This window comes from Psychroserpens sp. SPM9 (assembly GCF_025153525.1).
In the GTDB taxonomy this organism is placed as follows: Bacteria; Bacteroidota; Bacteroidia; order Flavobacteriales; family Flavobacteriaceae; genus Psychroserpens.
In genome coordinates, this window is the sequence record NZ_JANZNR010000002.1 from 156118 (window position 1) to 182923 (window position 26806).

20 protein-coding genes are annotated in these 26806 nt (G+C 35.1%); 15 read left to right on the plus strand and 5 right to left on the minus strand.

Annotated elements, in window-relative coordinates:
- Window positions 1–41 precede the first annotated feature (41 nt).
- From N4270_RS04555 to N4270_RS04590, 8 genes are all read left to right on the plus strand, one after another.
- A complete protein-coding gene (locus N4270_RS04555) occupies window positions 42–647 on the plus strand; it encodes a TetR/AcrR family transcriptional regulator (RefSeq protein WP_260095752.1) in 606 nt (201 codons plus the stop codon).
- A gap of 9 nt (window positions 648–656) precedes the next feature.
- Entirely contained in the window at window positions 657–2000 is a 1344-nt protein-coding gene (locus N4270_RS04560; RefSeq protein WP_260095753.1) for a TolC family protein, read from the plus strand.
- 18 nt (window positions 2001–2018) lie between these two features.
- Complete coding sequence (locus N4270_RS04565; RefSeq protein WP_260095754.1) at window positions 2019–3212, plus strand: efflux RND transporter periplasmic adaptor subunit; 1194 nt, start codon at window positions 2019–2021, stop codon at window positions 3210–3212.
- Window positions 3202–6714 (plus strand): efflux RND transporter permease subunit, encoded by a 3513-nt coding sequence (locus tag N4270_RS04570; RefSeq protein ID WP_260096128.1) that lies wholly within the window; start codon window positions 3202–3204, stop codon window positions 6712–6714. Before N4270_RS04565 ends, N4270_RS04570 begins: the two co-directional genes overlap by 11 nt.
- 172 nt (window positions 6715–6886) lie before the next feature.
- Entirely contained in the window at window positions 6887–8641 is a 1755-nt protein-coding gene (gene aspS, locus N4270_RS04575; RefSeq protein WP_260095755.1) for an aspartate--tRNA ligase, read from the plus strand.
- Window positions 8642–8763: 122 nt separating this feature from the next.
- Entirely contained in the window at window positions 8764–10542 is a 1779-nt protein-coding gene (locus N4270_RS04580; protein WP_260095756.1) for a chloride channel protein, read from the plus strand.
- 28 nt (window positions 10543–10570) lie between these two features.
- Window positions 10571–10798, plus strand: a complete 228-nt coding sequence (locus N4270_RS04585) for a hypothetical protein (protein WP_260095757.1) — start codon at window positions 10571–10573, stop codon at window positions 10796–10798.
- Window positions 10799–10899: 101 nt separating this feature from the next.
- Complete coding sequence (locus tag N4270_RS04590) at window positions 10900–11091, plus strand: cold-shock protein (RefSeq protein ID WP_260095758.1); 192 nt, start codon at window positions 10900–10902, stop codon at window positions 11089–11091.
- A gap of 208 nt (window positions 11092–11299) precedes the next feature.
- Here the strand turns inward: N4270_RS04590 and N4270_RS04595 are convergent, their stop codons facing one another.
- Window positions 11300–11749: a nucleoside deaminase gene (locus N4270_RS04595; protein WP_260095759.1), complete on the minus strand. Its 450-nt coding sequence runs from the start codon at window positions 11747–11749 to the stop codon at window positions 11300–11302.
- Between the two features lie 79 nt (window positions 11750–11828).
- Here N4270_RS04595 and N4270_RS04600 point away from each other — a divergent pair, with 79 nt between their 5' ends.
- Together N4270_RS04600 and N4270_RS04605 are read left to right on the plus strand one after the other, a co-directional pair.
- Complete coding sequence (locus N4270_RS04600) at window positions 11829–12809, plus strand: energy transducer TonB (RefSeq protein WP_260095760.1); 981 nt, start codon at window positions 11829–11831, stop codon at window positions 12807–12809.
- A 22-nt stretch (window positions 12810–12831) separates the two neighbouring features.
- The gene (locus tag N4270_RS04605) at window positions 12832–14613 is read left to right on the plus strand and encodes a 1-deoxy-D-xylulose-5-phosphate synthase (RefSeq protein WP_260095761.1); all 1782 of its coding nucleotides are present in this window, start codon (window positions 12832–12834) and stop codon (window positions 14611–14613) included.
- On the opposite strand, the gene N4270_RS04610 is transcribed toward N4270_RS04605, so the two are convergent.
- A complete protein-coding gene (locus N4270_RS04610) occupies window positions 14588–14761 on the minus strand; it encodes a hypothetical protein (RefSeq protein ID WP_260095762.1) in 174 nt (57 codons plus the stop codon). The genes N4270_RS04605 and N4270_RS04610 overlap by 26 nt on opposite strands.
- Before the next feature lie 228 nt (window positions 14762–14989).
- Complete coding sequence (locus tag N4270_RS04615) at window positions 14990–16333, minus strand: deoxyguanosinetriphosphate triphosphohydrolase (RefSeq protein ID WP_260095763.1); 1344 nt, start codon at window positions 16331–16333, stop codon at window positions 14990–14992.
- A gap of 197 nt (window positions 16334–16530) precedes the next feature.
- On the opposite strand from N4270_RS04615, the gene N4270_RS04620 reads away from it, so the two are divergent.
- Together N4270_RS04620 and N4270_RS04625 are read left to right on the plus strand one after the other, a co-directional pair.
- Complete coding sequence (locus tag N4270_RS04620; protein ID WP_260095764.1) at window positions 16531–17865, plus strand: hypothetical protein; 1335 nt, start codon at window positions 16531–16533, stop codon at window positions 17863–17865.
- Between the two features lie 119 nt (window positions 17866–17984).
- A complete protein-coding gene (locus N4270_RS04625; protein WP_260095765.1) occupies window positions 17985–20813 on the plus strand; it encodes a TonB-dependent receptor in 2829 nt (942 codons plus the stop codon).
- A gap of 87 nt (window positions 20814–20900) precedes the next feature.
- Here N4270_RS04625 and N4270_RS04630 read toward each other — a convergent pair whose 3' ends face one another.
- Window positions 20901–21260, minus strand: coding sequence for a toxin-antitoxin system YwqK family antitoxin (locus tag N4270_RS04630; protein WP_260095766.1), 360 nt, complete (start codon window positions 21258–21260; stop codon window positions 20901–20903).
- Between the two features lie 396 nt (window positions 21261–21656).
- Between N4270_RS04630 and N4270_RS04635 the strand changes: the two genes are divergently transcribed.
- Together N4270_RS04635 and N4270_RS04640 are read left to right on the plus strand one after the other, a co-directional pair.
- Window positions 21657–22859 carry an OprO/OprP family phosphate-selective porin gene (locus tag N4270_RS04635; RefSeq protein ID WP_260095767.1) on the plus strand — a complete coding sequence of 401 codons (1203 nt, stop codon included), beginning with the start codon at window positions 21657–21659 and terminating at the stop codon, window positions 22857–22859.
- Between the two features lie 69 nt (window positions 22860–22928).
- Complete coding sequence (locus N4270_RS04640; protein WP_260095768.1) at window positions 22929–25415, plus strand: inorganic phosphate transporter; 2487 nt, start codon at window positions 22929–22931, stop codon at window positions 25413–25415.
- Between the two features lie 70 nt (window positions 25416–25485).
- Here the strand turns inward: N4270_RS04640 and N4270_RS04645 are convergent, their stop codons facing one another.
- On the minus strand, window positions 25486–25995 hold the full coding sequence (locus N4270_RS04645) for an RDD family protein (protein WP_260095769.1): 510 nt from the start codon (window positions 25993–25995) through the stop codon (window positions 25486–25488).
- A gap of 87 nt (window positions 25996–26082) precedes the next feature.
- Between N4270_RS04645 and N4270_RS04650 the strand changes: the two genes are divergently transcribed.
- Window positions 26083–26805 (plus strand): DUF6503 family protein, encoded by a 723-nt coding sequence (locus tag N4270_RS04650; RefSeq protein ID WP_260095770.1) that lies wholly within the window; start codon window positions 26083–26085, stop codon window positions 26803–26805.
- Window position 26806: the final 1 nt, after the last annotated feature.

The following is a 26806-nucleotide window of genomic DNA, read 5'->3' on the forward strand; positions in this document are numbered from 1 at the left end:
TTTTGTTTTTAAAGTTTCCTCACCTATCTTTGCGCTTCATTATGAGAGAAAAAATTATACATAAGTCGGTAGATTTGTTTTTAACCTTAGGATTTAAAAGTGTTACAATGGATGATATTGCCAATGAAATGGGCATTTCAAAAAAAACCATATATGTGCACTTTCCTAATAAAACTAAATTAGTAGAAGCCACGACACTACATATTTTTGAAACCATTTCGCATGGGATAGACTGTATATGTGAATTAAAAAAGAACCCTATCGAAGAGGTTTATGACATCAAGCAGTTTATAATGGAGCATTTAAAAAATGAAAAAACCTCACCTCAATACCAGTTACAAAAATATTATCCCAAGATTTTTGCATCACTAAAATCAAAGCAGTTTGAAGTCATGCAAGGTTGTGTTACCGAAAATTTAAAACGTGGGATGGAGCTAGGACTTTATAGAAAAGATTTAAATATTGATTTTATTTCCAGGATTTATTTCTATGGCATGGTGTCTCTTAAAGACCACGAATTATTTCCATTAAAAACATTTTCTATGAATGCCTTGATGGAATATTATTTAGAATATCATTTAAGAGGCATTTGCACACCAGAAGGTATTAAAACACTAACTGAATTATTAAACATCAATCAAAATTAGAATTACAAAATGAGAAAAACACTCATAGGATTAAGCATGATTATAACTTGTATCGGATTTTCACAAGATAAACCAACAAGTTTATCGCTTCAAGAGGCGATAGATTATGCCTTAGAAAACAATCGTACAGCACTAAATGCCGAACGTGATATCGCAGCTGCCGAAAAACAAAAATGGGAAACTATTGCGACAGGTTTGCCTCAAATTAATGCCAGTATTGATTATCAAAACTTTTTAAAACAGCAGGTTCAGGTTATTCCTGCCGAATTTTTTGGTGGTCAACAAGGTGAATTTGCCGAAGTCGTTTTTGGCACCAAACAAAGCATGACTGCTTTTGCAACTTTAAATCAGAAGATATTTGACGGTTCTTATATTGTCGGCTTGCAATCGGCTAAAGTCTTTCTGGAAATTTCTAAAAATGCTAAAGTAAAAACAGATTTAGAAGTTCGAAAATCGGTTATTGAAGCCTACGGAAATGTGCTCTTAGCCGAAGAAAGTGTTACCATTTTAGAGCGCAATATTGAAGTTCTTGAAAAAAACCTCTTCGAGACAAATAAAATTTTTGAAAACGGTTTAGAGGAAGAAGAAAGTGTAGAACAACTTAAAATCACATTATCTGGTGTAAAAAGTAGTTTGAATAATACCAACAGACTCAAAACTTTAGCCTATCAAATGCTAAATATTACCTTGGGAATAGACGTCTATGATTCGCTAACACTTACCGATGATTTAGAAAGTTTAACCCAGCAAAACATATCTCTTGACATTTTAGAAACTGAAGCCAATCCAGAAAACACCATCGATTATCTAATTGCCGAAAATGATACTGAGTCTAAAGCCTTGCTATTAAAATTAGAAAAAAGCAAAGCCTTGCCAACACTTAACGCCTTTATTAATGGTGGTTATTCTGCTTATAGCGATGAATTTAGCTTCGCCAAGAAAAGTCAAGATTGGTTTGGTTCCTCTCTCGTTGGTGTGAGCTTAAACATTCCCATATTTACCTCCGGAATGCGTAGTGCTTCAACCCAACGCGCTCAAATTAATTATGAAAAAGCAAAAACCGAATTAACCGAAACCGAACAACGCATAAAACTTCAGATTGCTTCAGCAAAAAGTGATTACCAATTTGCGATTGAAGATTATGAAAACAAAAAAGAAAATTTAGAACTAGCTGAACGTATCGAACAAAAAAACCAAACCAAATTCTTTGAAGGTATTGGGTCTAGTTTTGAGCTACGCCAGGCACAAACACAACTATACACAGCACAGCAGGAATTATTACAGGCGATGCTCGATGTCATCAACTCAAAAACTGCATTAGAAACTGCATTAAACAATATATCATTAAACTAATCAAGCATACATCAAAACATGAAAAATTTATATACAATCATATTAGCCTCAATCCTTCTGGCCTCTTGTGGCGAACAAAAGAAGAATTCGGTAGAGAGCGTTTTAGAAAGCAATAGCCTTGAAGTCATTCGTAAAAAACGTGGCGAATTAGTTAATGAGCAACAAACCATTAACGAACAAATTAAATTGTTAGATGAAAAAATCAAAACAATAGATACAACTAAACATGTGCCACTTATAACAACCTTCACAGCACAAACCGAAAAATTTGAGCACGTTTTAGAACTTCAGGGAAATGTTACTACTAAAAACCTCTTAGTTATTACTCCAGAGTATAACGGGATTTTAACTAAGGTGTATGTAAAAGAAGGACAGAAAGTAAATAAAGGACAACTACTTGCCAAAATTGACGATGGTGGCTTAAGTCAGCAATTAGCTCAATTACGTATTCAAACCGATTTAGCTAAAACCACTTACGAGCGTCAAAAGCGCCTTTGGGATCAAAATATTGGTAGTGAAATCCAGTTTTTACAAGCGAAATCAACCTACGAATCACAGCAAGAAGTGGTCAATCAATTACAACAACAAATCGCTAAAACTTCGGTAAGAGCGCCTTTTACAGGAACCATTGATGATGTGATTACAGAACAAGGAAGCGTTGTTGCTGCTGGTCAAACACAATTAATGCGTATCGTAAATCTTGATGATATGTATATTGAGGTTGAAGTTCCTGAAAGTTATGTTTCCAATGTTACTAAAGGCAAAAAAGTTGAAGTTAACCTTCCAGTGTTAGGGAAAACTATAGACACAAAAATTCGTCAAGCCAGTGATTTCATCAATCCGGCTAACCGAACCTTCAAAGCAGAAATCGAAGTTCCAAATAAAGACAAAAACATAAAGCCTAATCTTACTGCACGATTAAAAATTAACGATTACACTAACGAGAATGCGATATTAATTCCGCAGAGTGTTATATCTGAAAATGCCGATGGCGAACAATATATATACATCGTTACCGATAAAGATGAAAAAGGTATTGGTGTTGCAAAACGTTTAATTATTGAAACAGGAAAAACGCAAGGCGATGTTATTGAAGTCTTAAATAATCTTGAACAAGGGGTTGAAATTATTAAAGAAGGAGCGCGTAGTGTAAAAGACGGTCAATCGGTTGAAGTCATTAACTATAAAGAAGAAGGCAATGATGACAACTAAGAAAAAGAAAAATACCGATAAAGAGTTCGGATTCTCATCGTGGGCCATAAACAACAAAACCACGATGTATGTGCTTATTGCTGTCTTTTTCTATCTGGGTGTATCTGCGTTTTTTAGCATGCCTAGAGAAAATTTCCCAGAAGTCAACGAAACTAAAATTTACGTAAGCACCGTATTTCCGGGAAATACAGCAGAAGATATCGAAAAACTTGTCACAGATCCTCTGGAAGACCAGCTAAAAACCGTAAGTAATGTTGTAGAAATCACCTCAACATCTCAAGAAGATTATTCGATGCTTATTGTAGAGTTTGATGAAAACATTACTGTAGATCAAGCCAAGCAAAAAGTAAAAGATGAGATCGACAGTGAAACTGCTAGTGAAGATTGGCCAACCTTTAATGGTGCTAAAGTAGAACCTGATGTTTTTGAGCTCAGCCTTTCGGAAGAAATGCCCATCTTAAACATTAATATTTCTGGAGATTATCCCGTTGAAAAACTTAAAGATTTTGCTGAATACCTTCAAGATGAAATTGAAGATTTACAGGAAATCAAAAAAGCAGATATTAGAGGTGCCCAGGAAAAAGAAGTTGAAGTTGCCGTAGATATCTATAAAATGATGGCTGCAAAAGTCACGTTTAGCGATATTCTTGGTGCCATCGGAAATGGGAATCTCACTCAATCTGCCGGAAACTTAAAAGCGAGTGGCCAACGTCGTACCATTAGAATTATTGGAGAAATAGAAAAGCCTTCAGAGCTTGAAAATTTCGTCGTTAAATCTGAAAACGGTAATGCCATCTATCTCAAAGATGTGGCTTCTGTATCATTTAAAGAAGAAGACAAAACCACTTTTGCAAGAAAGTCTGGCGAACCTGTTGTTATGCTCGATGTCAAAAAACGTGCGGGAAAAAACATGGTAGCTGCTGCTGAGCAAATACAAGTCATTGTACAGGATGCAATTGATAATGTGTTTCCTCAGGATTTAGAAGTAACCATTACCAACGACCAATCATCTGTAACTATTGGCCAAGTTGATGACTTGGTCAATAACATCATTTTTGGTGTCATTCTCGTGGTAACGGTTTTAATGTTCTTCTTAGGATTTAAAAACGCTTTATTCGTCGGATTTGCAATCCCGATGTCCATGTTCATGTCGCTCATGATATTAAGTCTTATTGGGTATAGCTTAAATACCATGGTACTTTTTGGTCTCATTATGGGACTGGGAATGCTGGTAGACAATGGTATTGTGGTTGTTGAAAATGTCTATAGATTAATGGACGAAGAAGGCATGAGCCGTATTGAAGCTGCAAAGAAAGGTATTGGAGAAATTGCATTCCCAATTATCATTTCCACCTTAACCACAGTTGCTGCCTTTGTACCGTTAGGACTCTGGCCAGGCATCATGGGTGAGTTTATGAAAATTCTACCGATTACCTTATCTATTGTATTAGGCTCCTCATTATTTGTGGCTATATTCTTTAACTCTGTTTTGGTTTCACGATACATGACGATTGAAGACAAGGACATGCCTCTTAAACAAATTATTAGAATCACCATTATTGTTGCTGTTATTGGCTTACTTATCCTTCTTTTTGGAGGTGCTTACAGAGGTTTAGGAACCATTATGATTTTTACAGCTGTAATGCTTTGGGCTTATCGCTTTTTTATCAGAAACTGGGCCAATAATTTCCAGAATAAATCTTTAGTGAAATTAGAGAATTGGTACGAACGTCAATTACGTCGTGCCTTGTCTAAAAAGCGGCCTTATATCTTAAGTATTGGTACGTTTTTATTACTTATTGCTGCGTTTATTGCCTTCGGAATTTCCTTAGGAACACAACGTACAAAAGTGGAATTTTTCCCAGATAATAAGCCTAACCAGATTATTGTGTATATCGAATATCCACAAGGAACTGCGATTGAAAAAACCAATGCCATCACCAAACAAATTGAACAACGTGTTTATCAGGTTATCAACCAAAGTGAATACATGGATGGCGACAGAAACTTCTTAGTTGAAAGTGCCGTATCTCAAGTTGGTGAAGGTGCCGGAAATCCGCAAACTGATGGTGGTTCTTCTGCCGAAATGCCTCACAAAGCTAAGATTACAGCATCGATGCGAGAATATAAATACCGTCGTGGCAAAGACAGTGAATTACTGCGTCAGAAGGTACAAGAAGCCTTAGTTGGTATTTATCCAGGTGTTTTAATTTCTGTAGAGAAAAATGTTGACGGACCGCCAGCAGGTTCACCGATTAATATTGAAATTGAAGGTAATGACTATAACGAACTTATTGCCACTGCCGAGCAAATGCGTGAATTTATCAATTCAAAGAATGTTGCTGGTATTGACGAGCTTAAAATAGACGTTAATAAAGACAAGCCAACTATGTTGGTTGAAATTGATAGAGAAAAAGCTGGTGAGTTAGGCATTAGTGCGAAGCAAATTGGTGACCAGTTGCGAAACTCAATTTTTGGTGCGAAAGCAGGAATTTACAAAGAAGATGGTGACGATTTTGATATCTATGTAAGATTTAATGAAGCTAATAGATACAATACCAGTGCTTTATTTAATCAAAATATCACCTTTAGAGATAATACAGGACAAATTAAAGAGATTCCATTATCTGCAGTTGCTAAGCAGAAAAATAATTCTGGTTTTAGTGCTATCAAGCATAAAGACACAAGACGTGTGGTAACGGTTTACTCTGCATTAGCTCCTGGATATACAGATGCTGGAGCGATTGTGACTCAAATTCAGAATGAAATGAAAAGCTATGAAGGCTTGCCTGATGATATCAAAATAGATTATACAGGTCAAATTGAAGAACAGAATAAACAAATGGCATTTTTAATGGGTGCGTTTTTTACTGGTTTAGGATTGATTTTCTTCATACTTATATTTCAGTTCAATTCTGTATCAAAGCCTGCCATCATTATGCTGGCTATCTTCTTGAGTTTTATTGGTGTATTTGGTGGTATCGTCATCTCTGGTAGTGCCTTTGTAATTATGATGACCATGGTGGGCATAATTTCGCTCGCCGGAATTGTAGTAAACAACGGTGTGGTACTTCTAGATTATGCCCAACTTTTAATTGATCGTAAGAAAAACGAATTAGACCTAGATGAAGATGCTTACTTATCTAAAGACGATCTTTTTGAGAGTATCGTCAAAGCTGGAAAAGCACGTTTAAGACCTGTATTACTAACGGCTATTACCACTATTTTAGGATTAATTCCGTTAGCGATTGGTTTAAACATCAACTTCTTTACGCTGTTTGCCGATTTCAATCCTAACATTTATATGGGAGGTGACAATGTAGTGTTCTGGGGACCTTTAGCCTGGACCGTTATCTACGGATTATTAATAGCCACCTTCTTAACCTTAATTGTGGTGCCTATTTTATTTTACCTAGTCACACGTTTAAAAATGTGGTTGAGAAGTAAAAACACCTCAGCAGAAGTAATTCCGCTGACTGAGCAAGACATCATTAACGACTAAAAATTGAATTTCAATTTTAACAATATACTTTGATTTTATATTAAAGTATGAGAAACCTTTTAGGGAATTAGAAAAGGTTTGATTAATAGCGAAAAGAGCCTCAACAATTGTTGAGGCTTTTTTATTTAATACTCAGTAAACTTCATTAAATTTGCACGATTAAAATTTCAATATGTACAGAAGTCATAATTGTGGTGAATTAAGAGCATCACACATCAATACAGAAGTTACCCTTGCAGGTTGGGTTCAAAAATCAAGAGATAAAGGGTTTATCGTTTGGGTCGATTTACGCGACCGATACGGTATCACGCAATTGGTCTTTGATGAAGAACGCACCTCTAAAGACATGATGAAACAAGCTCAGGATTTAGGCCGTGAGTTCGTCATTCAGGTCAAAGGAAACGTGATCGAACGTGCTTCCAAAAACCCTAATATGCCTACAGGTGATATTGAAATCTTGGTTTCAGAATTAAACATATTAAACGAAGCGCAGTTACCGCCATTTACTATTGAAGATGACACTGATGGTGGTGAAGAATTACGAATGAAATACCGCTACTTGGATATTCGTCGTAATCCTGTAAAAAACAGCTTGATTTTTAGACATAAAGTAACTCAGGAAGTCAGAAACTATTTATCTAAAGAAGGATTTATTGAAGTTGAAACACCTTATTTAATCAAATCAACACCTGAAGGAGCTCGTGATTTTGTAGTGCCTTCTCGTATGAATGAAGGTCAGTTTTATGCACTTCCGCAATCGCCTCAAACCTTTAAGCAACTGTTAATGGTTGGAGGAATGGACAAATACTTTCAGATTGTAAAATGCTTTAGAGATGAAGATTTACGTGCCGACAGACAGCCTGAATTCACTCAGATTGACTGCGAAATGGCCTTTATAGAACAAGAAGATATTTTAAATGCTTTTGAAGGATTAACGCGTCATTTATTAAAAGAAGTTAATGGTGTAGAGGTTGAAAAATTTCCACGAATGCTTTATGATGATGCCATGCGTCTCTACGGAAATGACAAACCAGACATTCGCTTCGGAATGGAATTTGGCGAATTAAATGCTGTCGCACAACACAAAGATTTTAACGTCTTCAATTCAGCCGAATTAGTGGTTGGAATTGCAGTTCCTGGCGGAAACACTTACACTAGAAAAGAAATTGATAAACTTATTGATTGGGTCAAGCGTCCGCAAGTAGGTGCTTTAGGAATGGTCTACTGTAGATGTAATGACGACGGAACCTATAAGTCTTCCGTAGATAAATTCTACGACCAAGACGATTTAGCAAAATGGGCCGAAGTGACTGGTGCAAAACCAGGGGATTTAATCTGTGTGCTTTCAGGAGCTACGAACAAAGTTAGAGCGCAATTGAGTGCTTTACGTATGGAATTAGCTGAACGTTTAGGATTAAGAGATCCGAAGACATTCGCACCACTTTGGGTCATGGATTTCCCGCTTTTAGAATGGGACGAAGACACCAAACGCTACCATGCGATGCACCATCCGTTTACCTCTCCAAAACCTGGACAAATAGAATTATTAAAAACCGATCCTGGAGCTGTAAAAGCTAATGCTTACGATTTAGTGCTTAACGGAAATGAAATTGGTGGTGGTTCGATTCGTATTCATGATAAAGAAACACAAGCCTTAATGTTTGATTACTTAGGTTTTACTCCTGAAGAGGCTAAAGCGCAATTCGGATTCTTAATGGATGCCTTCCAATATGGTGCGCCTCCTCATGGTGGACTCGCTTTTGGATTGGATCGACTGGTAGCTATTCTTGGCGGACAAGAGACCATTCGTGATTTTATCGCCTTTCCAAAAAACAATAATGGTCGTGATGTCATGATTGATGCGCCTGCTCCAATCGATGAAGAGCAATTGACAGAGTTGAGTTTAAAACTTAACTTAAAACCATAATTTTTTTGTCATGCTGAACTTGGTTCAGTATCTCATAATTTTAGATTAACAATTTAAGTTAAGTTTACATCTTTGCTAAGGCTTCTGTGTATTTTGACAGGATTTTTTAGTAGATTTAATCTATGCCAACCCAAAACCTCATAAAGCGTTTACTCATTTTGCGGTATAAGTACATCTCGCAAAAAAACTTTGTGTTTCTATTGGCAATTCTTATTGGCTTACTTGCAGGATTAGTCTCTGTAACTATTAAAAATATTACTTACGGCATAGAATGGCTGCTATCTAAAGGAATTATTGTATCTCAAAATAGTATTTATTTTATTCTTCCAATTATCGGACTTTGGTTAGTATATCTTTTTGTGAAATACGTCTCTAAACAAAAGGTTGAACATGCCATTCCCAGTATTTTATTTTCGTTGTCGAAAAAAAACGGACTCCTCAAGCGAAGTAAGATCTATTTGCCTTTAATTACAGCGCCTTTAACTGCTGGTTTTGGAGGTTCGGTTGGGCTACTTGGTCCTGCAATTGCTTCGGCATCTGCGGTGAGCTCTAATATTGGTCAGTTGTTTCATGTCGATAGAAAAACAAGAACCTTGTTAATTGGTTGTGCAGCCGCTGGTGCCATCGCTTCTATCTTTCAGTCACCAATTGCAGCTATTATTTTTGCTGTAGAAGTGTTTAGTCTCGATTTAACTTTTGCGTCATTATTACCGCTTCTGATTGCTTCCGTTTCTTCAGTATTAACCTCCTATTTTTTTGTCGGAAACGGCGTCTTATTCAACTATAATGTGTCTACCACATTTGCATTGAGAGACACCTTGTTTTTTATTATTTTAGGAATTGGAACCGGAATCGCTTCCATCTATTTCTCCAAAATATACTTTGCTGTTTATAAGTTTTTTGAACGGTTTAAAACCAACGGACAAAAACTCATTGTTGGAGGTTTGGCCATTGGTGTGATGTTGTATTTTATTCCGCCATTGTATGGTGAAGGTTTCGGATTTATAAATGACCTTTTAGACGGTAATCACTTGCATGCATTAGGTAAAACGCCTTTTGATGATTATCTCGATAATATTTGGGTAGTCATCGCATTACTCATTGGAATTACCATTTTTAAAGCCGTTGCCATGACCACAACCTTCGCTGCTGGTGGTGCTGGCGGAATTATCATTCCAACCATGGTTATGGGTAGTGCCTTAGGAAATGTCGTCGCAAAAATCATTAATAATATCGGTTTAGGATTTCAGGTATCTGAATCTAATTTTACGCTTATTGGCATGGCTGGGCTCATTGCTGGTGTGCTTCATGCGCCTTTAACCGCTATTTTCTTAATTGCTGAAATCACTGGTGGTTATCAATTATTTGTTCCTTTGATGATTACTGTTTCTATGTCCTTCATTATCACTAAAAATGCTGTCGATCATACTATTTATACGAAAGAGCTTGCTGAAAAAGGTGAACTACTCACACATAATAAAGACCAGTCGGTGTTAACCCTTATGAAGTTGGATAGCGTTATTGAGCAAGATTTCACCATCCTTAATCCCGATATGTCACTAGGTGAAATGCTACATCAAGGTGTTGCCAAATCAAGTCGGAATTTATTTCCAGTGGTAGACGAAAACCAACATCTCGTTGGTATTATCTTACTTGATGATATTAGAACTGTTATGTTTGACCAATCACTTTACAATACCACTTCGGTAGAAACCTTTATGCACAGTCCGCCAGAACATATTCATTACGAAACAGATTCTATGAAAGTGGTGATGAAAAAATTTCAGGATACGGCTGCTTGGAATTTACCTGTAATCCGAAACAAAAAGTACTATGGCTTTGTTTCAAAGTCTAAATTACTAACAGCTTATCGCCGCGAATTGATTAATTTTACAACCTAAACCGAGCATTAAACTTTTTATTGTTTACATGAAATATTTTATACTTGTCGCCTTAATCGCATCACTTGGTAGTATTATTTGTGGTTATGTTTTAGACGTTGATTATACCCAAAAACTAATCGGATTTGGTGTTCTTGGATTATTTGTCGTCGTTTTTCCATTATTTGCCTACCATAGATGGAAAGGCAAAAACATAAAAGATTATATGCTTACCCAAGAGAACTTAGAAAAAATGCGTGAAAATCAGAAAAACTAAACGCACTGAGAGTCAATTATTTAAAAAATTACAATTTATTAATACATTGCATTGTTATAAATCATACCTTTGCACCTTAATTAATATATATTTTTATTACCATGACTGGAACAGTTAAATTTTTTAATGATTCAAAAGGATTTGGATTCATTACCAACGAAGAAACAGGAAAAGACATTTTCGTACACGTATCAAACCTTAACGGTGTTGAGTTACGCGAAGGCGATAGTGTAGAGTACACAGAAGAAGAAGGAAGAAAAGGAATGGTTGCGGCTAACGTACAAGTTCTTTAAGAAGATATACTTTATATTACAGTTTCAACGTCTAACGAAAGTTAGACGTTTTTTTTGTGTTTTATTTCTGGTGTTTACTACTTCGCTTTATTCGTGGGTTTCTGTTTTATAATATGGAACTCAAGAATATAACTATTTCACTACTTGCTTTCCCAATAATACATCGGGAAGAGCTCAAACAAAACGCTCAATCGTTAATGTGCTAGGCTTAATTCAAATTTCGTTTCTCTATAAAAAACCGTTTTAATAATGCTGACGCTTCATCTGCTAAAACTCCACCAACCATTTTAGTTTTTGGATGTAGCTTTGTTTTTAAATGTATGCAACCACGTTCTTCATCTCTGGCACCATAAACAATCTTAGAAACCTGACTCCAGTATAAAGCACCTGCACACATCTGACAAGGCTCTAAAGTCACGTATAACGTACAGTTTGTTAGATACTTTCCGCCTAAAAAATTAGCTGCGGCAGTAATTGCCTGCATTTCGGCATGTGCCGTAACATCATTTAAAAGTTCGGTGAGATTATGAGCTCTTGCAATAATTCGATCGTTGATAACCACAATAGCACCAACAGGAATTTCGCCTTTATCAAAAGCCGTTTCAGCTTCCTGCAACGCTTTTTTCATATAGTAAGTATCGTCAAACGGGTTTTCCATAGTTGTAAAAATACAATTCTAAATGAATTCATCGTAAACATGGCAAGACATTTGATGCCATAAAAGAAATCAATCCACTATGAAAACACGTTATTCCATTTCAATTCCCAAACCGTGTCATGAAAATTGGTCTACAATGACACCTAACGACAAAGGACGTTTTTGCCAGTCGTGTTCAAAAACGGTTGTCGATTTCACTAAAATGAACAGCGACGAAATTCAAAATTACATTCATGAAAACAAGCACAAACGCATTTGCGGACATATCAAACAGAAGCAATTGGATACCGTTAATCTACAGATTTCAGAAACAGTATTCGACCAACAATTAAGTCTTCAGAAACTATTTTTATTGGCTTTATTATTAGCTATGGGAACAACCTTATTTAATTGTTCTGATGAAAAAGGGCAGTCCAAAAAAATAGAACGTGTTGAGATCATTAAAACTGTAATGGATTCCACTCAGGTTGAAATCAAACAAGAAACAGATACAACAACAGCGTGTGCCGCAAAAACAAAAATGGAGCATCAAAGCACTAAAAAGAACCCGATTACTGCGCCTCCTAAACCCATTTTAAACGGTTTGGTTATTCTAACAGGCGATATTATCAATGAGGAAAAATCCCCTGTTGCTATAGATTCAATTGTTGAGCCCGAGTATCCAGAAGTAGAAGGCATGCTTGAAATTGAAGATGATTTTTTAGTAGGACTAATTACAGTTGATGTACCACCAGAGTTTCCGCAAACACCTCAAAATTTAACACGTAAAGAAAAACAAACATACTTCAATACAAAGATGAATTCCTTTGTTCAAAAGCATTTCAATATAGAAACTACAAAACATATAGGTCTATCAGGAAAACAAAGAATTTATGTACAATTTAAAATCGACGAAACAGGTCAAATACAAGACATAAAAACAAGAGCTCCACATCCAGAATTAGAAAAAGAAGCGATTAGAATTGTTAAACTACTTCCTAAATTTATACCTGGAAAACAACGAAATTTATTTACTCCTATTATCTACAACTTACCTATTGTATTTGATATAGAAGACTAATTAATTCTCGTATTTTTGTGTGGTGCAAAAGCGACTATTAGACCATATCAATTTTCCTTCAGATTTAAAACAATTAAATCCTGAGCAATTGCCGCAACTCGCCAAAGAGTTACGCGAATTCATTATAGATATTGTTGCCACTAAAGAAGGACATCTTGGCGCGAGTCTTGGTGTTGTTGAACTCACTTTAGCCTTGCATTATGTATTTAATACACCTAAAGATCAATTAATTTGGGATGTTGGACACCAGGCTTACGGACATAAAATTCTAACGGGAAGAAAAGATAATTTTCATACCAATAGGCAACAAGATGGCATTAGTGGGTTTCCTAAGCGAGATGAAAGTACCTATGATACTTTTGGTGTCGGACACTCCTCTACCTCAATTTCGGCAGCTTTAGGAATGGCCATTGCTTCTCAATTAAGAGGTGAAGACAAACATCATATTGCCGTCATTGGTGATGCCTCGATTGCCAGCGGAATGGCATTTGAAGGCCTTAATCATGCTGGAGTTACTAAGGCAAATTTATTAGTCATTTTAAATGATAATGCTATTGGGATTGATCCTAGTGTTGGCGCTTTAAAGCAGTATTTAACCAATGTAAAGAAAGGAAAAGAACGACAAGACAATATTTTTGAAGCCTTGAATTTTGATTATTCCGGACCTATAGATGGTCATGATTTACCGGAATTAATTTCAGAATTAGAACGCTTAAAGTCGGTTAAAGGTCCCAAGTTTTTACATGTGATTACAACCAAAGGAAAAGGCTTAAAACAAGCTGAAGATGATCAGGTAAAATACCATGCGCCAGGAAAATTTGATTCGGTTACAGGAGACCTCCTTCCGAAGACAACTTTAGAAGAAGCTCCTAAATTTCAAGATGTATTTGGCCATACCATTGTTGAACTTGCAAAAACCAATCCTAATATTGTTGGAATTACACCAGCCATGCCTACAGGAAGTTCATTAAAATATATGATGGAACAAATGCCAGAACGTGCTTTTGACGTTGGTATAGCAGAGCAACATGCTGTTACTCTAGCAGCTGGAATGACCACCCAGGGTTTGGTTGTCTTTTGTAATATTTATTCTACATTTTTACAACGTGCCTATGACCAAGTCATCCATGATGTAGCTCTTCAAAACCTTCCGGTAATTTTCTGTTTAGATCGTGCAGGTTTGGTTGGTGAAGATGGCGCGACTCATCATGGTGTTTTTGATTTGGCTTATTTAAGATGTATTCCGAATATGATTATTTGTGCACCTCGTAATGAAATCGAATTACGGCATATTATGTATACTGCACAACTAGGATTAAAGCATCCTATTGCTATTCGATACCCTAGAGGTCGTGGCAGTATTCTTGATTGGCAACAACCCTTTGAAACCCTTGAGATAGGTAAAGGTGTTCAGCTAAAACAAGGCAAACATATAGCAGTTTTAAGTATTGGATCTGTAGCTGTTAATGTAGAAAATGCTATTTATAAAAGTGATGATGCTGAATTGATTTCTCATTATGATATGCGTTTTGTAAAACCCTTAGATGAGAATTTACTACATCATATTTTTAAAACTTATGCCTATATAATTACCATTGAAGATGGTGTTAAGTCTGGAGGATTTGGAAGCGCTGTATTAGAATTTGCTTCAGAACACAAATACACAAAACCTATAAAAACTCTGGGGATACCTGATACATTTATTGAACATGCCTCTATAAAACAACAACATCAATCGATTAAGATTGATGCTGATAGTTTAAGTCTTTTGTTTAATGCTATTGCTCGTCTTCGTCTAAAGTAGCAATATCTGACTGGTCATTTGAATCTATAACCTGTACATTGTTTTGTTGTGGCTCATGATTACCATTACTTGTAATATCATCAAGCATTAATAAAAACGCTAATGTTACAAAAAAAATCACTGCAGCTCCAAGAATATTCTTTTTCATCTGAGTAGGTTTAAAAGATTAGGTTAAACAAATATAGTCAATTGTCGTTAAAATACAAATTTAATCGATGAAATGCATCTAACAAAAAAAGGAACCCCTAAAAGTTCCCTTCTTTATAATTCAAATATCTTGTAAATTTTAGGGATTTGGAACTACTCTCAGAATAATTATCAACACTAATATCAACAAAACATTAACCCAAATTAGTTTAGGGTTTCATTTTACTAATTATAAGTGATTGCCTTTGAGTTTTTGATACACCATCATCGCATTTCCATCAGACATTTTTGAGACATAGAAGCAGACCGATAGTAAAGAATCATAGAGGTTGGTTTTATTTAAATCTACATGTTGCTTGATAGATTTAAGAATAAGCTTATCAAAATTAGACGGTTCACCGTTCAAATTATTAACGACAGCTTTTGTAAAACTACTCAATAACTCATGGATGACCTTATAACCTACAATTTCTTTATCTATCACTTCATCAGATTGATAAACCTTTGCTATACTTAAGGTAATAATATCTGTAATTTGAGCTTCGTAAGCACTATAATCCATCAAAGCTTTCGAAAACGCTCCCGATAATATCTCTTCTTCATGCGTCATAAAAATATCTACGGCTTCACTTATAAGTGTGTTGATAGCCAAAGAGCGCAAATAACTTAATCTGTCCTGAGTGTTTTCTAAGGCGTTATAAGTTTTTGTTTGTATAGAATCTCGTACTAAATTGATTAAATACTCTAGAGCAAATTCTTCTTGAATCAAACCTAAATTGATGCCGTCTTCAAAATCGATAATCGTATAACAAATATCGTCGGCAGCTTCAACCAGATAAACTAAAGGATGTCTACAATAACTAATAGCATCATTAGCGCCTCGTTTAACGAGACCTAACTCGTTTGCAATGTCTTCAAACAAGTCCTTTTCACTCTGAAAAAAACCGTATTTTTTGTCAGCAATATGAGATGAAGGCTTTTTAGGGAGCGACTCTTTAGGATATTTTGTAAATGCTCCAAGTGTGGCATAACTCAATCGTAAGCCTCCTACACGACCTTGTCGGCTTTCAGTTAAAATTTTGAATCCGTTAGCATTCCCTTCAAAACTACAGAGGTCTTCATATTGTTTTTTGGTTAGCTGGTCTTCAAAATAACGACCATCACCAGATTTAAAAAATTCGCCAATTGCCTTTTCTCCCGAATGCCCAAAAGGCGGATTTCCTATATCATGTGCTAATGCCGCAGCTGCTACAATAGCTCCAAAATCATTAATTTGATACCCATGAACATCTCTTAAATGCGGATGCTTTTCTAACAAACGTTGTCCAACCTTTCGCCCTAAAGACCGTCCAACCACACTCACTTCTAAACTATGCGTTAAGCGCGTATGTACAAAGTCGGTTTTAGACATTGGTACCACTTGAGTTTTATCCTGAAGGCTTCTGAATTCCGAAGAAAAAATGATTCTATCATAATCCACTTCAAAACCTAATCGTGTTTCGTCTTGTTCTTTTCGTAAACGTTTATGAGTATCTCCAAACCGCTTTAAGGAGAGTAATTGTTCCCAATTCATAGATAAATTTTAGTCTTTGCAAGATAGAATATTTCAATGTTAATTTAATGTTTCCATCAGATAAAAAATAGCTCAGTACGTAACATTGAGTTAATGGTTTTTTGACTTAGGTTTAATTCTCAATTAACCTTGACTTTACATTATGCGTCTTTCTTTGCACCATTATTACTATAACAAAAACTATTAAAAAAAATATCATGAAAAAATTAGTATTATCTGCATTGATCGCTTCTTCTCTAGTTTTCACTAGTTGCTTTAAAGATGACGACACACCAATCATTATTGAAGAAGTTACCATTATTAATAATGGCGAAGGAAACGGCGGCGGCGAAGATTGTCCGGTAATTAATATCACTGGTGCGATTACAGAAAACACCACTTGGACAAACGATAATATCTATAGATTGAACCAAAAAGTTGTTGTAGACAATGGTGCTACTTTAACAATTCAAGAAGGAACTATCATTAAAGGTTCTCCGGGAACAGGTTCTTTAGCTTCGGCATTAATTATTGCAAGAGGTGCAAAAATAAACGCAGTTGGTACTGCAACTCAGCCTATCATTTTTACTTCAACAAGTGATAATATTACTTGTGGAGAAACTGCTGGTACTAACCTAGATGAAAATGACAGAGGACTTTGGGGTGGTTTGTTGGTATTAGGAAATGCACCTTCATCTTTCTCTGGTGATATCACTGAAGCTCAAATTGAAGGAATTCCTGCTGATGATACATTTGGACTTTACGGTGGTACTGATGCTGCTGATAATTCTGGCGTATTATCTTATATCTCCATTCGCCATGGTGGTGCTTTAATTGGAGAAGGGAATGAAATAAACGGTTTAACCTTAGGTGGTGTAGGAAATGGAACCGTTATAAATAATATCGAAGTTGTTGCAAATGTTGATGACGGTATCGAGTTTTTTGGTGGAACTGTAAACGCTTCTAACTTACTTATTTGGGCTCAAGGTGATGATGCTATAGATATAGATCAAGCTTACTCTGGGACTATTGATAATGCAGTCGTTGTCTTAGGTGATTTTTCTGATCACGCCTTTGAAATAGATGGACCAGAAGGAAGCACACCTTCAGGAAACGAAGGGTCTTTCACATTACAAAACTGTACTATTATTGGAAATACCGTTACAAGTAATGGTGAATATGCTGACTACAGAAGTAGAGCAAGAGGAAACACAAGCAATATTTACGCTTACGGATTTAAAGAGTCTTCAGATGTTGAATTAGATAACAACGGGGTTTCTCAAAACTATTTAGATGGGTTTTTAACCTTCGGAACCTGGGAAATCTCAGGTGATGATCATAACATTTTTGTTGAAAAAGTAGCATGTGTCGAAAACTGTGATGACGAAGATGATATTAACAATGATGATGTTGACGAGCCATTTATCACGACGTTTACTGCAGATGCAGCAGCATGGGCATCAGAAGTAGCACAAGGAGCGAATACAGTAGGAGCTACAACTTCAGAGTTAGCTTGGACTTATGCTAATACTGCAGGTGGCTTAGGTTTCTAAATTGAAACTTTAAGTTAACACAGTATTTTTTAGAATAAGAAAACACTCTCATACACTATAAACTACTACTCGTTAACAATTTATGTAACGAGTAGTAGTGTTTAGATAATACACTAATTATGGAAAAAAAAATATACTCACTCCTCATACTTCTACTTATTGGTACTGGATTTGCTTATGCGCAAAAGGGAAAAGTAGCAGGTAATGTTATTGATGGTGAGTTTGTAGAACCTATGGCTTTTGCTAATATCTTAGTCAAAGGCACTACAACCGGAACGACTTCAGATTTTGATGGTAAATTTGAATTAGAGTTAGATCCTGGAACATATACTTTAGTATTCTCATTTGTTGGATACAATACGCAAGAAATAGAAGACGTCGTCATTAAAGCTGGAGAAGTCACTACGCTTGATGTCACTTTAGAAACCAATTCTCTAGATACTGTCATTGTAACCACATCTGTTAAACGTAACACAGAAAATTCAGTATTAAACTTACAAAAGAAATCCGTTGTCGTTTTAGATGGTTTATCAGCACAATCTATTAAAAGCACAGGCGCAAGTAATCTTGCAAGTGCTGTAAAAAGTGTTCCTGGCGTCTCTATTGAAGGCGGAAAGTACGTTTATGTAAGAGGACTTGGGGATCGTTACACAAAATCTATATTAAACGGAATTGATATTCCTGGTTTAGATCCTGATAGAAATACCATTCAAATGGATTTATTTCCAACCAATATTTTAGATAATGTTATCGTATTGAAATCGGCTTCCGCAGAATATCCTGCAGATTTTACAGGTGGTATTGTTGATATTGTAACTAAAGATTTCCCTACCAAAGCAGAATACACTATTTCTTTAGGTTCGGGATACAATCCAGACATGCACTTTAATGATAGCTACCTAACTTCTGAAGGTAGTGATACCGACTTTTTTGGCTATGATGATGGCACCAGAAATTTACCAATTAATAGATACCAGCAAATTCCTGGAACTTTTGAAAATAGACTTTTATTAAATACACTTACCAATAGGTTTTTAAAAGAATTACAAGCGAAACAAGAGCAAAGTAATATGAACTTTGATTTTGGTTTTACGTTAGGTAATCAATACGATATTGGTGATGATAAGTTAGGATACCAAGCTTCATTTTCATACAAAAACGAAACTACTTTTTATGAAAATAGAAATGATGGTGCTTATGTAAAGAATAATGATGATGCTTCAGATAAAGACTTAAACTTTGTATTAGCTTCTAGTGGTTCTGAAGGTATCAATAATGTGATTTTAAACGGAATGTTAGGATTGGCTTATAAAACTGATAAGTCAAAGTTTAAAGTAAACTTACTACACATTCAAAATGGGGAATCTACAGCTGGTAGATTTAGTCAAGTCATCTCTCAGGATGGTGTTGGTGGCGGATTAGAACCTTTAACAAAAAACTCGATTACCTATACCGAACGCTCTGTGACCAATTTATTATTAACAGGAAAACATCGTTTAAGTGCTGATGAAAATGCCTTTAATTTTGAATGGAAGCTATCCCCTTCGTTTTCAAAAGTAATGGATAAGGCCCACAGAATTACACCATTTCAACAATCTGGTGAAGGCGAGTATTTTATTAGTCCGAGTGCTTCTACTTTCCCAATTCAGCTTTGGAGAAACCTAATCGAAGAAAGCTGGGCTGCAAAAACTGATTTTGATAAAACGATCGATATATTTGGGAAGCCTGGAAAAATAAAATTCGGTGGAGCTTACACGTATAAGTTTAGAGATTTTAGTATCGACGATTATACATTTAACATTCAAGGTGATGATTCATTTATTGCTGATGGCAATGCTAATAATCTTTTAGCTACTGAAAATCTATGGACTCCAGATTCTGATTCTGGTACCTACTTGGTCTTTGGTGATCAGTTTAATCCAAATGATGCCTATGAAGGTGAACAAATTATTGGGGCAACTTATTTATCAGCAGAATTTAATGTAAGTGATAAATTAAAAACAGTTCTTGGTATTAGAACCGAGCTTTTTAAATCGTATTATACGGGTCAAAATAGCAGTACAGTTTTTGATAGAGAATCCATACTCGATGAATTTGACATCTTCCCATCGGCCAACCTTATTTATTCGGTAACAGACAATTCAAACATTAGAACATCGTATTCACGAACTACAGCAAGACCTTCGTTTAAAGAAGCTTCTGTTGCTCAAATATTTGATCCTATTACCAACCGTTTATTTATTGGTAATATCGATTTGGTTCCAACCTACGTGAACAACTTTGATTTAAGGTTTGAGCGTTTTGGAGATAACGGACAAATGTTTGCGATTAGTGGTTTTTATAAAGATTTTAAAGATCCTATTGAACAAGCTTTCTTTTTACAAGCACCAACACAATTAACGGTTGATAATTTAGGAGACGCTAAAGTTTATGGTGTAGAATTAGAATTAAGACAACGTCTTGGCTTTATTTCAGAAGGGCTTAACAATCTTAAATTTAATGCCAATGTATCTGTTATAAAATCAGAATTAACTATGTCTGATGCCGAGTTCACCAGTAGACAACTCGCTGCGAGAGATGGAGAATCTATTGACAGAGAACGTGATTTACAAGGTCAAGCACCTTACTTACTTAATTTTGGTTTGGATTATAACAACCAAGATTGGGGTTTACAAACTGGACTATTTTATAATGTTCAAGGAGAAACGCTTCAGGTAGTAGGTATTGGTTTAGTACCAGATGTGTATACAAAACCTTTTAATAGTTTAAACTTTACCTTAAACAAATCATTCGGTGAAAAGAAAAATTCGTCTATAGACTTTAAAGTTACTAATATTTTAAACAGCGATAGACAAAGTGATTATGTTTCCTTTGGAGCCGAAGACCAAATATATTCTTTAAGAGAACCAGGTACTGAAATCTCATTAGGTTATACCTTTAAGTTCTAAACTTAAACTCTTTTAGCCTTTAAAACAGAAAGTTCCCAACGAATAAAATCGTTGGGAACTTTTTTATCTTACTACTATATAAGATGTTTATTTATTGTTTACAGCGACTTGCACTTTATCTGTCCATTCGCTTACACTTGCAATTCTAGAGTCTACATAATCTACCTCTCTTAAGGTATCACCAGACCAAAATAACCATTTACCGGTTTTCTTTCCATTGGTATAACTACCCACTGTAACTTTTTTCCCGCTAGTATCATAGCTAGTCCAAACACCATGCAATTCACCTTCCTTATTAAAGGTTCCTTGTTGCTCAATACTACCATTATCGTGATAATAGGTTGCAACAGTTAAATCTCCATCTTTTTTAAGATCAACTTTTGGTGTTTCTTGTGCAAATGTAAATACCACACTTAACATTAGTAATAACGAGCATATTTTTTTCATAGCGTTACTTGGGTTTGATTTATACCTCAAAGTTAAGAAAAAGTTTACAATATGCAAACATTTACGTAACATTAATTTAACATTAAAGTTATAACAAATTGATTTTCATTTGCTTATATCAATTACTGAATTGTCAATCAACTTAATAATTAAATAATATTAGCATTACAATAAAGTTACCTTACATTCTCATATTTGTATGATGTGTATTTTAGTACACTATCTATGATTTCATAAATTTTAATTAGTTTTTGTCGACTTTAAGTTATGATTTCTAATGAGACTGCTTTTTAAAAAAGCAGTCTTTTTTTTTTAGTCTGTTTTTAAAAGTTAATTATTTGGAAACATTTAGTTAACATAAAAACATGTTCTTTGCAGTCGACAAAAACTATAATAATGAAATCCAAATTTATACTTGCACTCCTTTTGTGTACAGTATCGTATACAAACTCTCAAGAGATTAGTGACACATCTTTTGGAAAAGGTTTAATTAATTTTACAGCTAAAGACAGTTCATTTAGTATAAAATTTGCTCCTCGTTTTCAAGTACGTTCCAATTCATCTTGGAATCATGACGGTGAACAGTATACAAGTCCCGAACATAATTTTACAGTTCGTCGTGCGCGATTAAAATTTGATGGCTTCGCTTATAGTCCGAAACTTATATATAAAATTGAATTAGGTTTATCTAATAGAGATATTGTTGGTGCCAATCAATTTAACAGAAATACACCACGCTACATTCTGGATGCAGTTCTAATGTGGAATTTTTATGGCAACTGGGAATTATGGGCCGGACAAACGAAACTTCCAGGTAATGTTGAACGTGTTGTGTCTTCTGGAAATCTTCAATTAATAAACCGCTCATTACTAAACAGCCGTTTTAATATAGATCGTGATTTAGGTATTCAATTGCGACATAAAACCAACTTAGGTGGTAATTTTTTAATGCGAGAAAAAATTTCAATTTCTCAAGGCGAAGGTCGTAATGTCACTGAGGGTAATGAAGGTGGTTTACAGTACACCGCTCGTTTAGAATTTTTACCTTTCGGAACGTTTAAGTCTAAAGGTGATTACAGTCAATCTGATTTAAAACGTGAGCCAAAACCAAAATTGATGGTTGGTTTTACCTATAATTACAATCAAGATGCTGTTAGAGAACGAGGCTTTGCAGGCGATTATATGATAAGAACAGACGGTTCACTATATGAAACCGATCAAACCACATTGTTTGCTGACGCCATGTTTAAACACAAAGGGTTTTCATTTATGGGAGAATATGCCAAACGTACTGCAGACGATGAAATCGCAACAGAAGCAGATGGCACAACTCCTACAGGAAATATAGTTTTAACAGGTAATGCTCTAAACCTACAAGCGGGTTACTTATTCAAGAACAACTATGAAATCGCTGCGCGTTTTACAACTATTGACTATGAAAGCATCACTCAAACATTACCATTAAAACAGTACACGTTGGGAGTTAATAAATTTATTGTTGGTCACAAACTAAAGTTACAGTCGGATATTAGCTATACCACTGAAAATGGAAATGAAGATAGCATCACCTTTAGAATGGGCTTTGATATTCATTTTTAAAATATAACAATTAGATAACACATTAAACGAAAACACTATAGATATTTGCAAACTTATTTAAACTAAACTATGGATAATATTTATTTATATATGATCATTGCTTTGGCCATTTTAGCAATAGCTGATTTGGTAGTAGGCGTTAGCAATGATGCGGTAAACTTTTTAAACTCAGCCATTGGGTCCAAAGCCATTTCTTTTAAAACCATTATGATTGTTGCGAGTCTTGGGGTAGCTGTAGGTGCTATTTTTTCAAGCGGATTAATGGAAGTTGCCCGAAAAGGAATTTTTAACCCTGGCGAATTTATGTTTGATGAAATCATGATCATCTTTATGGCCGTGATGATAACAGACATTCTTCTGTTAGACTTTTTTAACACCTTAGGAATGCCTACCTCAACAACAGTATCTATTGTTTTTGAGCTACTAGGTGCTGCGGTAGCCATGTCATTTATTAAAATTTATAGTGATAGTGGAAGTGGTGTTTTTTCTGATGTGCTTAACTATATTAATACAGATACCGCCACGAAGATTATTATAGGAATACTGCTGTCCGTTGTGATAGCATTTTCTGTGGGTGCCTTTGTACAATGGTTGACCCGATTGTTGCTATCGTATAATTTCGAACAAAAAGCCAAATGGGTTGGTGCTTTATTTGGAGGTATTGCATTAACTGCATTAACTTACTTTATTTTTATCAAAGGAATTAAAGGCACAAACTACGCTAAATCTATTGTTGATGTTCTGTATAGTGGATCTGCTGATGGAATTTTAGATTGGGCAAATAATTACTTCGGAACTGCTTTTGATAGTATTAAAGAATTAACCTCACATAAAGATTATAAAGATGCTCTTAAAATTAATACCGATAAAGGAACTGTAGGATTAACATTAAGAGGTTTTTTAGAAGTTAATGTACTTCCAATTATTGGTGTAAGTTTAGTGGTTTGGTCGCTTTTATCTTATGTTTTTGTAACAGCCTTAAAAAAGAACATCTATAAACTTATTATTATTGTAGGAACCTTTGCTTTGGCACTCGCTTTTGCTGGGAATGATTTGGTAAACTTCATTGGTGTTCCAATTGCTGCATGGCAATCATTTGTAGATTTTTCGGATCCATTGATTAATACAGCTGGATTATCAGCAGATCAGTTTCCTATGAATAGCCTTGCAAAAAAAGTAACTACCCCTACGTTTCTACTAGTTTTTGCTGGATTAATTATGGTTGTCACCTTATGGTTTTCAAGCAAAGCAAAGTCTGTAGTTAAAACCTCATTAGATTTATCAAGTCAAAGTGAAACCAAAGAACGTTTTCAACCTAATTTTTTATCCCGTGGATTTGTTAGAGTTGCTATGGCGATGTCACAAATGACCAGCTATATTTTACCAGAATCTTGGCAAGCAAAAATTGAAAAGCAATTTGAAGTTCCTGTGATTTCTCTTGCTAGAAACAAATCTCACGAATTACCTGCATTTGATATGGTAAGAGCTGCTGTGAATTTAATGGTTGCAGCGATGTTAATTTCATTAGCGACTTCTATAGGAATTCCTTTATCAACTACTTATGTAACCTTTATGGTCGCTATGGGAACCTCGTTAGCTGATAGAGCTTGGGGTGCCGAAAGCGCTGTATATAGAGTTGCAGGAGTGATTAATGTTATTGGCGGCTGGTTCTTTACTGCCTTTAGTGCATTTACTGCAGCAGCAATCGTTGCTTATCTGTTAAAGCTAAATCTCCCAATAATGTTTCCTTTATTGCTTGTAGCTGCTTTTGCACTTTTACTTCGAAGTTATCTAGTACACAGCAAAAAGAATAAAGAAGCTAAAGCTGAAGACAGCTTAACAAAAGCTGAAAGCAGTTCTGTACAAGGTGTGATACAAGAAAGTGCTACAAACATTGCTAACGTTGTAAAACGTGGAAATAAAATTTACACTAATGCCATTAAAGGTTTGGCTAGACAAGACTTAGCGCTTCTGAAAAAGAATAAGAAACAAGTCGTTAAGCTTTCAAGTGAAATAGACGAATTACGCGACAACATATTTTATTTTATAAAAAACCTGGATGAATCTAGTGTTGGCGCCAGTAATTTTTATATTAATATCCTTGGGTATCTACAAGATATGACCCAATCTTTAGAATATATTTCTAAAGTGAGTCATAAGCATATTAATAACAATCATAAAAAATTAAAATTCTCACAAATTAAGGAGTTAAAAGAAGTCGATGATAAAATGGAGCTCTTGTTAAATGACACTAAAACAGCTTTTGACTCTAGATCTTTTGAAAAGATTGGTGTAATTTTAGATGAAAAGGCTCAAGTTTATAATTTGGTGAAGGAGAAAATTCAAAAGCAAGTCGAACGCACTCGCACTGAAGAATCAAGTCCTAAAAACACTACATTATATTTTAGTTTGTTGTTAGAAACTAAAGACTTATTAAATGCCACAATGAATCTTTTAGACGAATACTACAATGCGCATGATGGCACTGTCACTCCTGCAACTATTAAGACTAATGACGCTGAAGAAGATCCAAATCTTGACAATGAAAGTGAGTAGTTGATAAACACTCTTTATTAAAAAACCCATCCTAATACATAGTTGTTAAGATGGGTTTTTTAGTTTTAGGCTAATTATTACCTATACGACCAATTTCATCTAACTCTTCAAAAGCTACCTTTTTCTCTTCAAACTTTTTGATGTCAACCACAAAGGTTTTTGAAATCGAATCATGCCAACCTTTTCCATCTTCACCTAAAAATGAAAACGCTTCAAAAGGAATCATACGGCATAACGAACGCACCAAAATCTCATGAAAACTTGGCTTGGAACCGTCGTAAATGACCACTTTTGTATTGGTTACAAACTTTCCTATTGAACGGCCTGTTAGCGTTTCGATAGTGGTATAATAAATGAGCAGAACAATATATCCGAATAGAAAATCAACCAAGGTACTTTCAGAATATAAGATAGCATCTGATACCGTATAATTACCTGTCATATCTGATAATATTCCAATCGCAAAACCAATGGCTGCTCCAATTATAACTTGCATAATATAATCGATAATAAAGTTGGCAAAACGAATCCCTTTACTCGCTAAAACATCTGGTGTTACTGTATATTCTATTCGGTTCATAGTCAAAATTTGGTTAGTAGATTTCAAATATAGTATTCTAACATTAATTTCAAATAGTTTATTTTAGGGTATTAAAATCCTTTCACTATGAAATATATGACGTGTATTGTTATTCTTTTATTGAGTGTGCAATTGCTAACAGCTCAAGAATTAACAGGAAACCTACTCCTTGATAAGGCCATTAAGTATCATGATCCTAACGGAAACTGGTCCACTTTTAATGGGACACTTCATATCACGATGGAAACGCCTAACAATTCCAATCGTGACAGTAAAATCGATATTAATTTACCTGAAGATTATTTTTATGTGAGTGCCAAACGCGATACCACAACAACTGAATATATGGTTAAAAATGCAGATTGTACGATTAAATTAAATGGTAAAACCAACCTTACTGAAGCCCAGTTAAAAGCAAAAAACTTAAGCTGTGAACGCGCTCAAATGTATAAGAATTATTATACCTATCTCTATGGATTGCCCATGAAATTAAAAGATGAAGGCACTATAATTCATGATAAGGTAGAACGTAAAACATTTAAAGGTAAAACCTATGTAGTACTCAAAGTATCTTATGAAAAAAGCGTAGGCAGTGATGTTTGGTTTTTCTATTTTGATCCTAAAACCTATGCGATGGAAGTCTACCAGTTTTTTAAAACTAACGACAAAGGCGAACTACAATCTGATAGTGGTGAATATATTTTACTAACTGAAACCGCCATTATAAATGGTATTAAAATGCCTAAAAACCGAGCCTGGTATTACAATAAAGACGGTAAGTATTTAGGAACCGATAAATTGAAGGATTAAC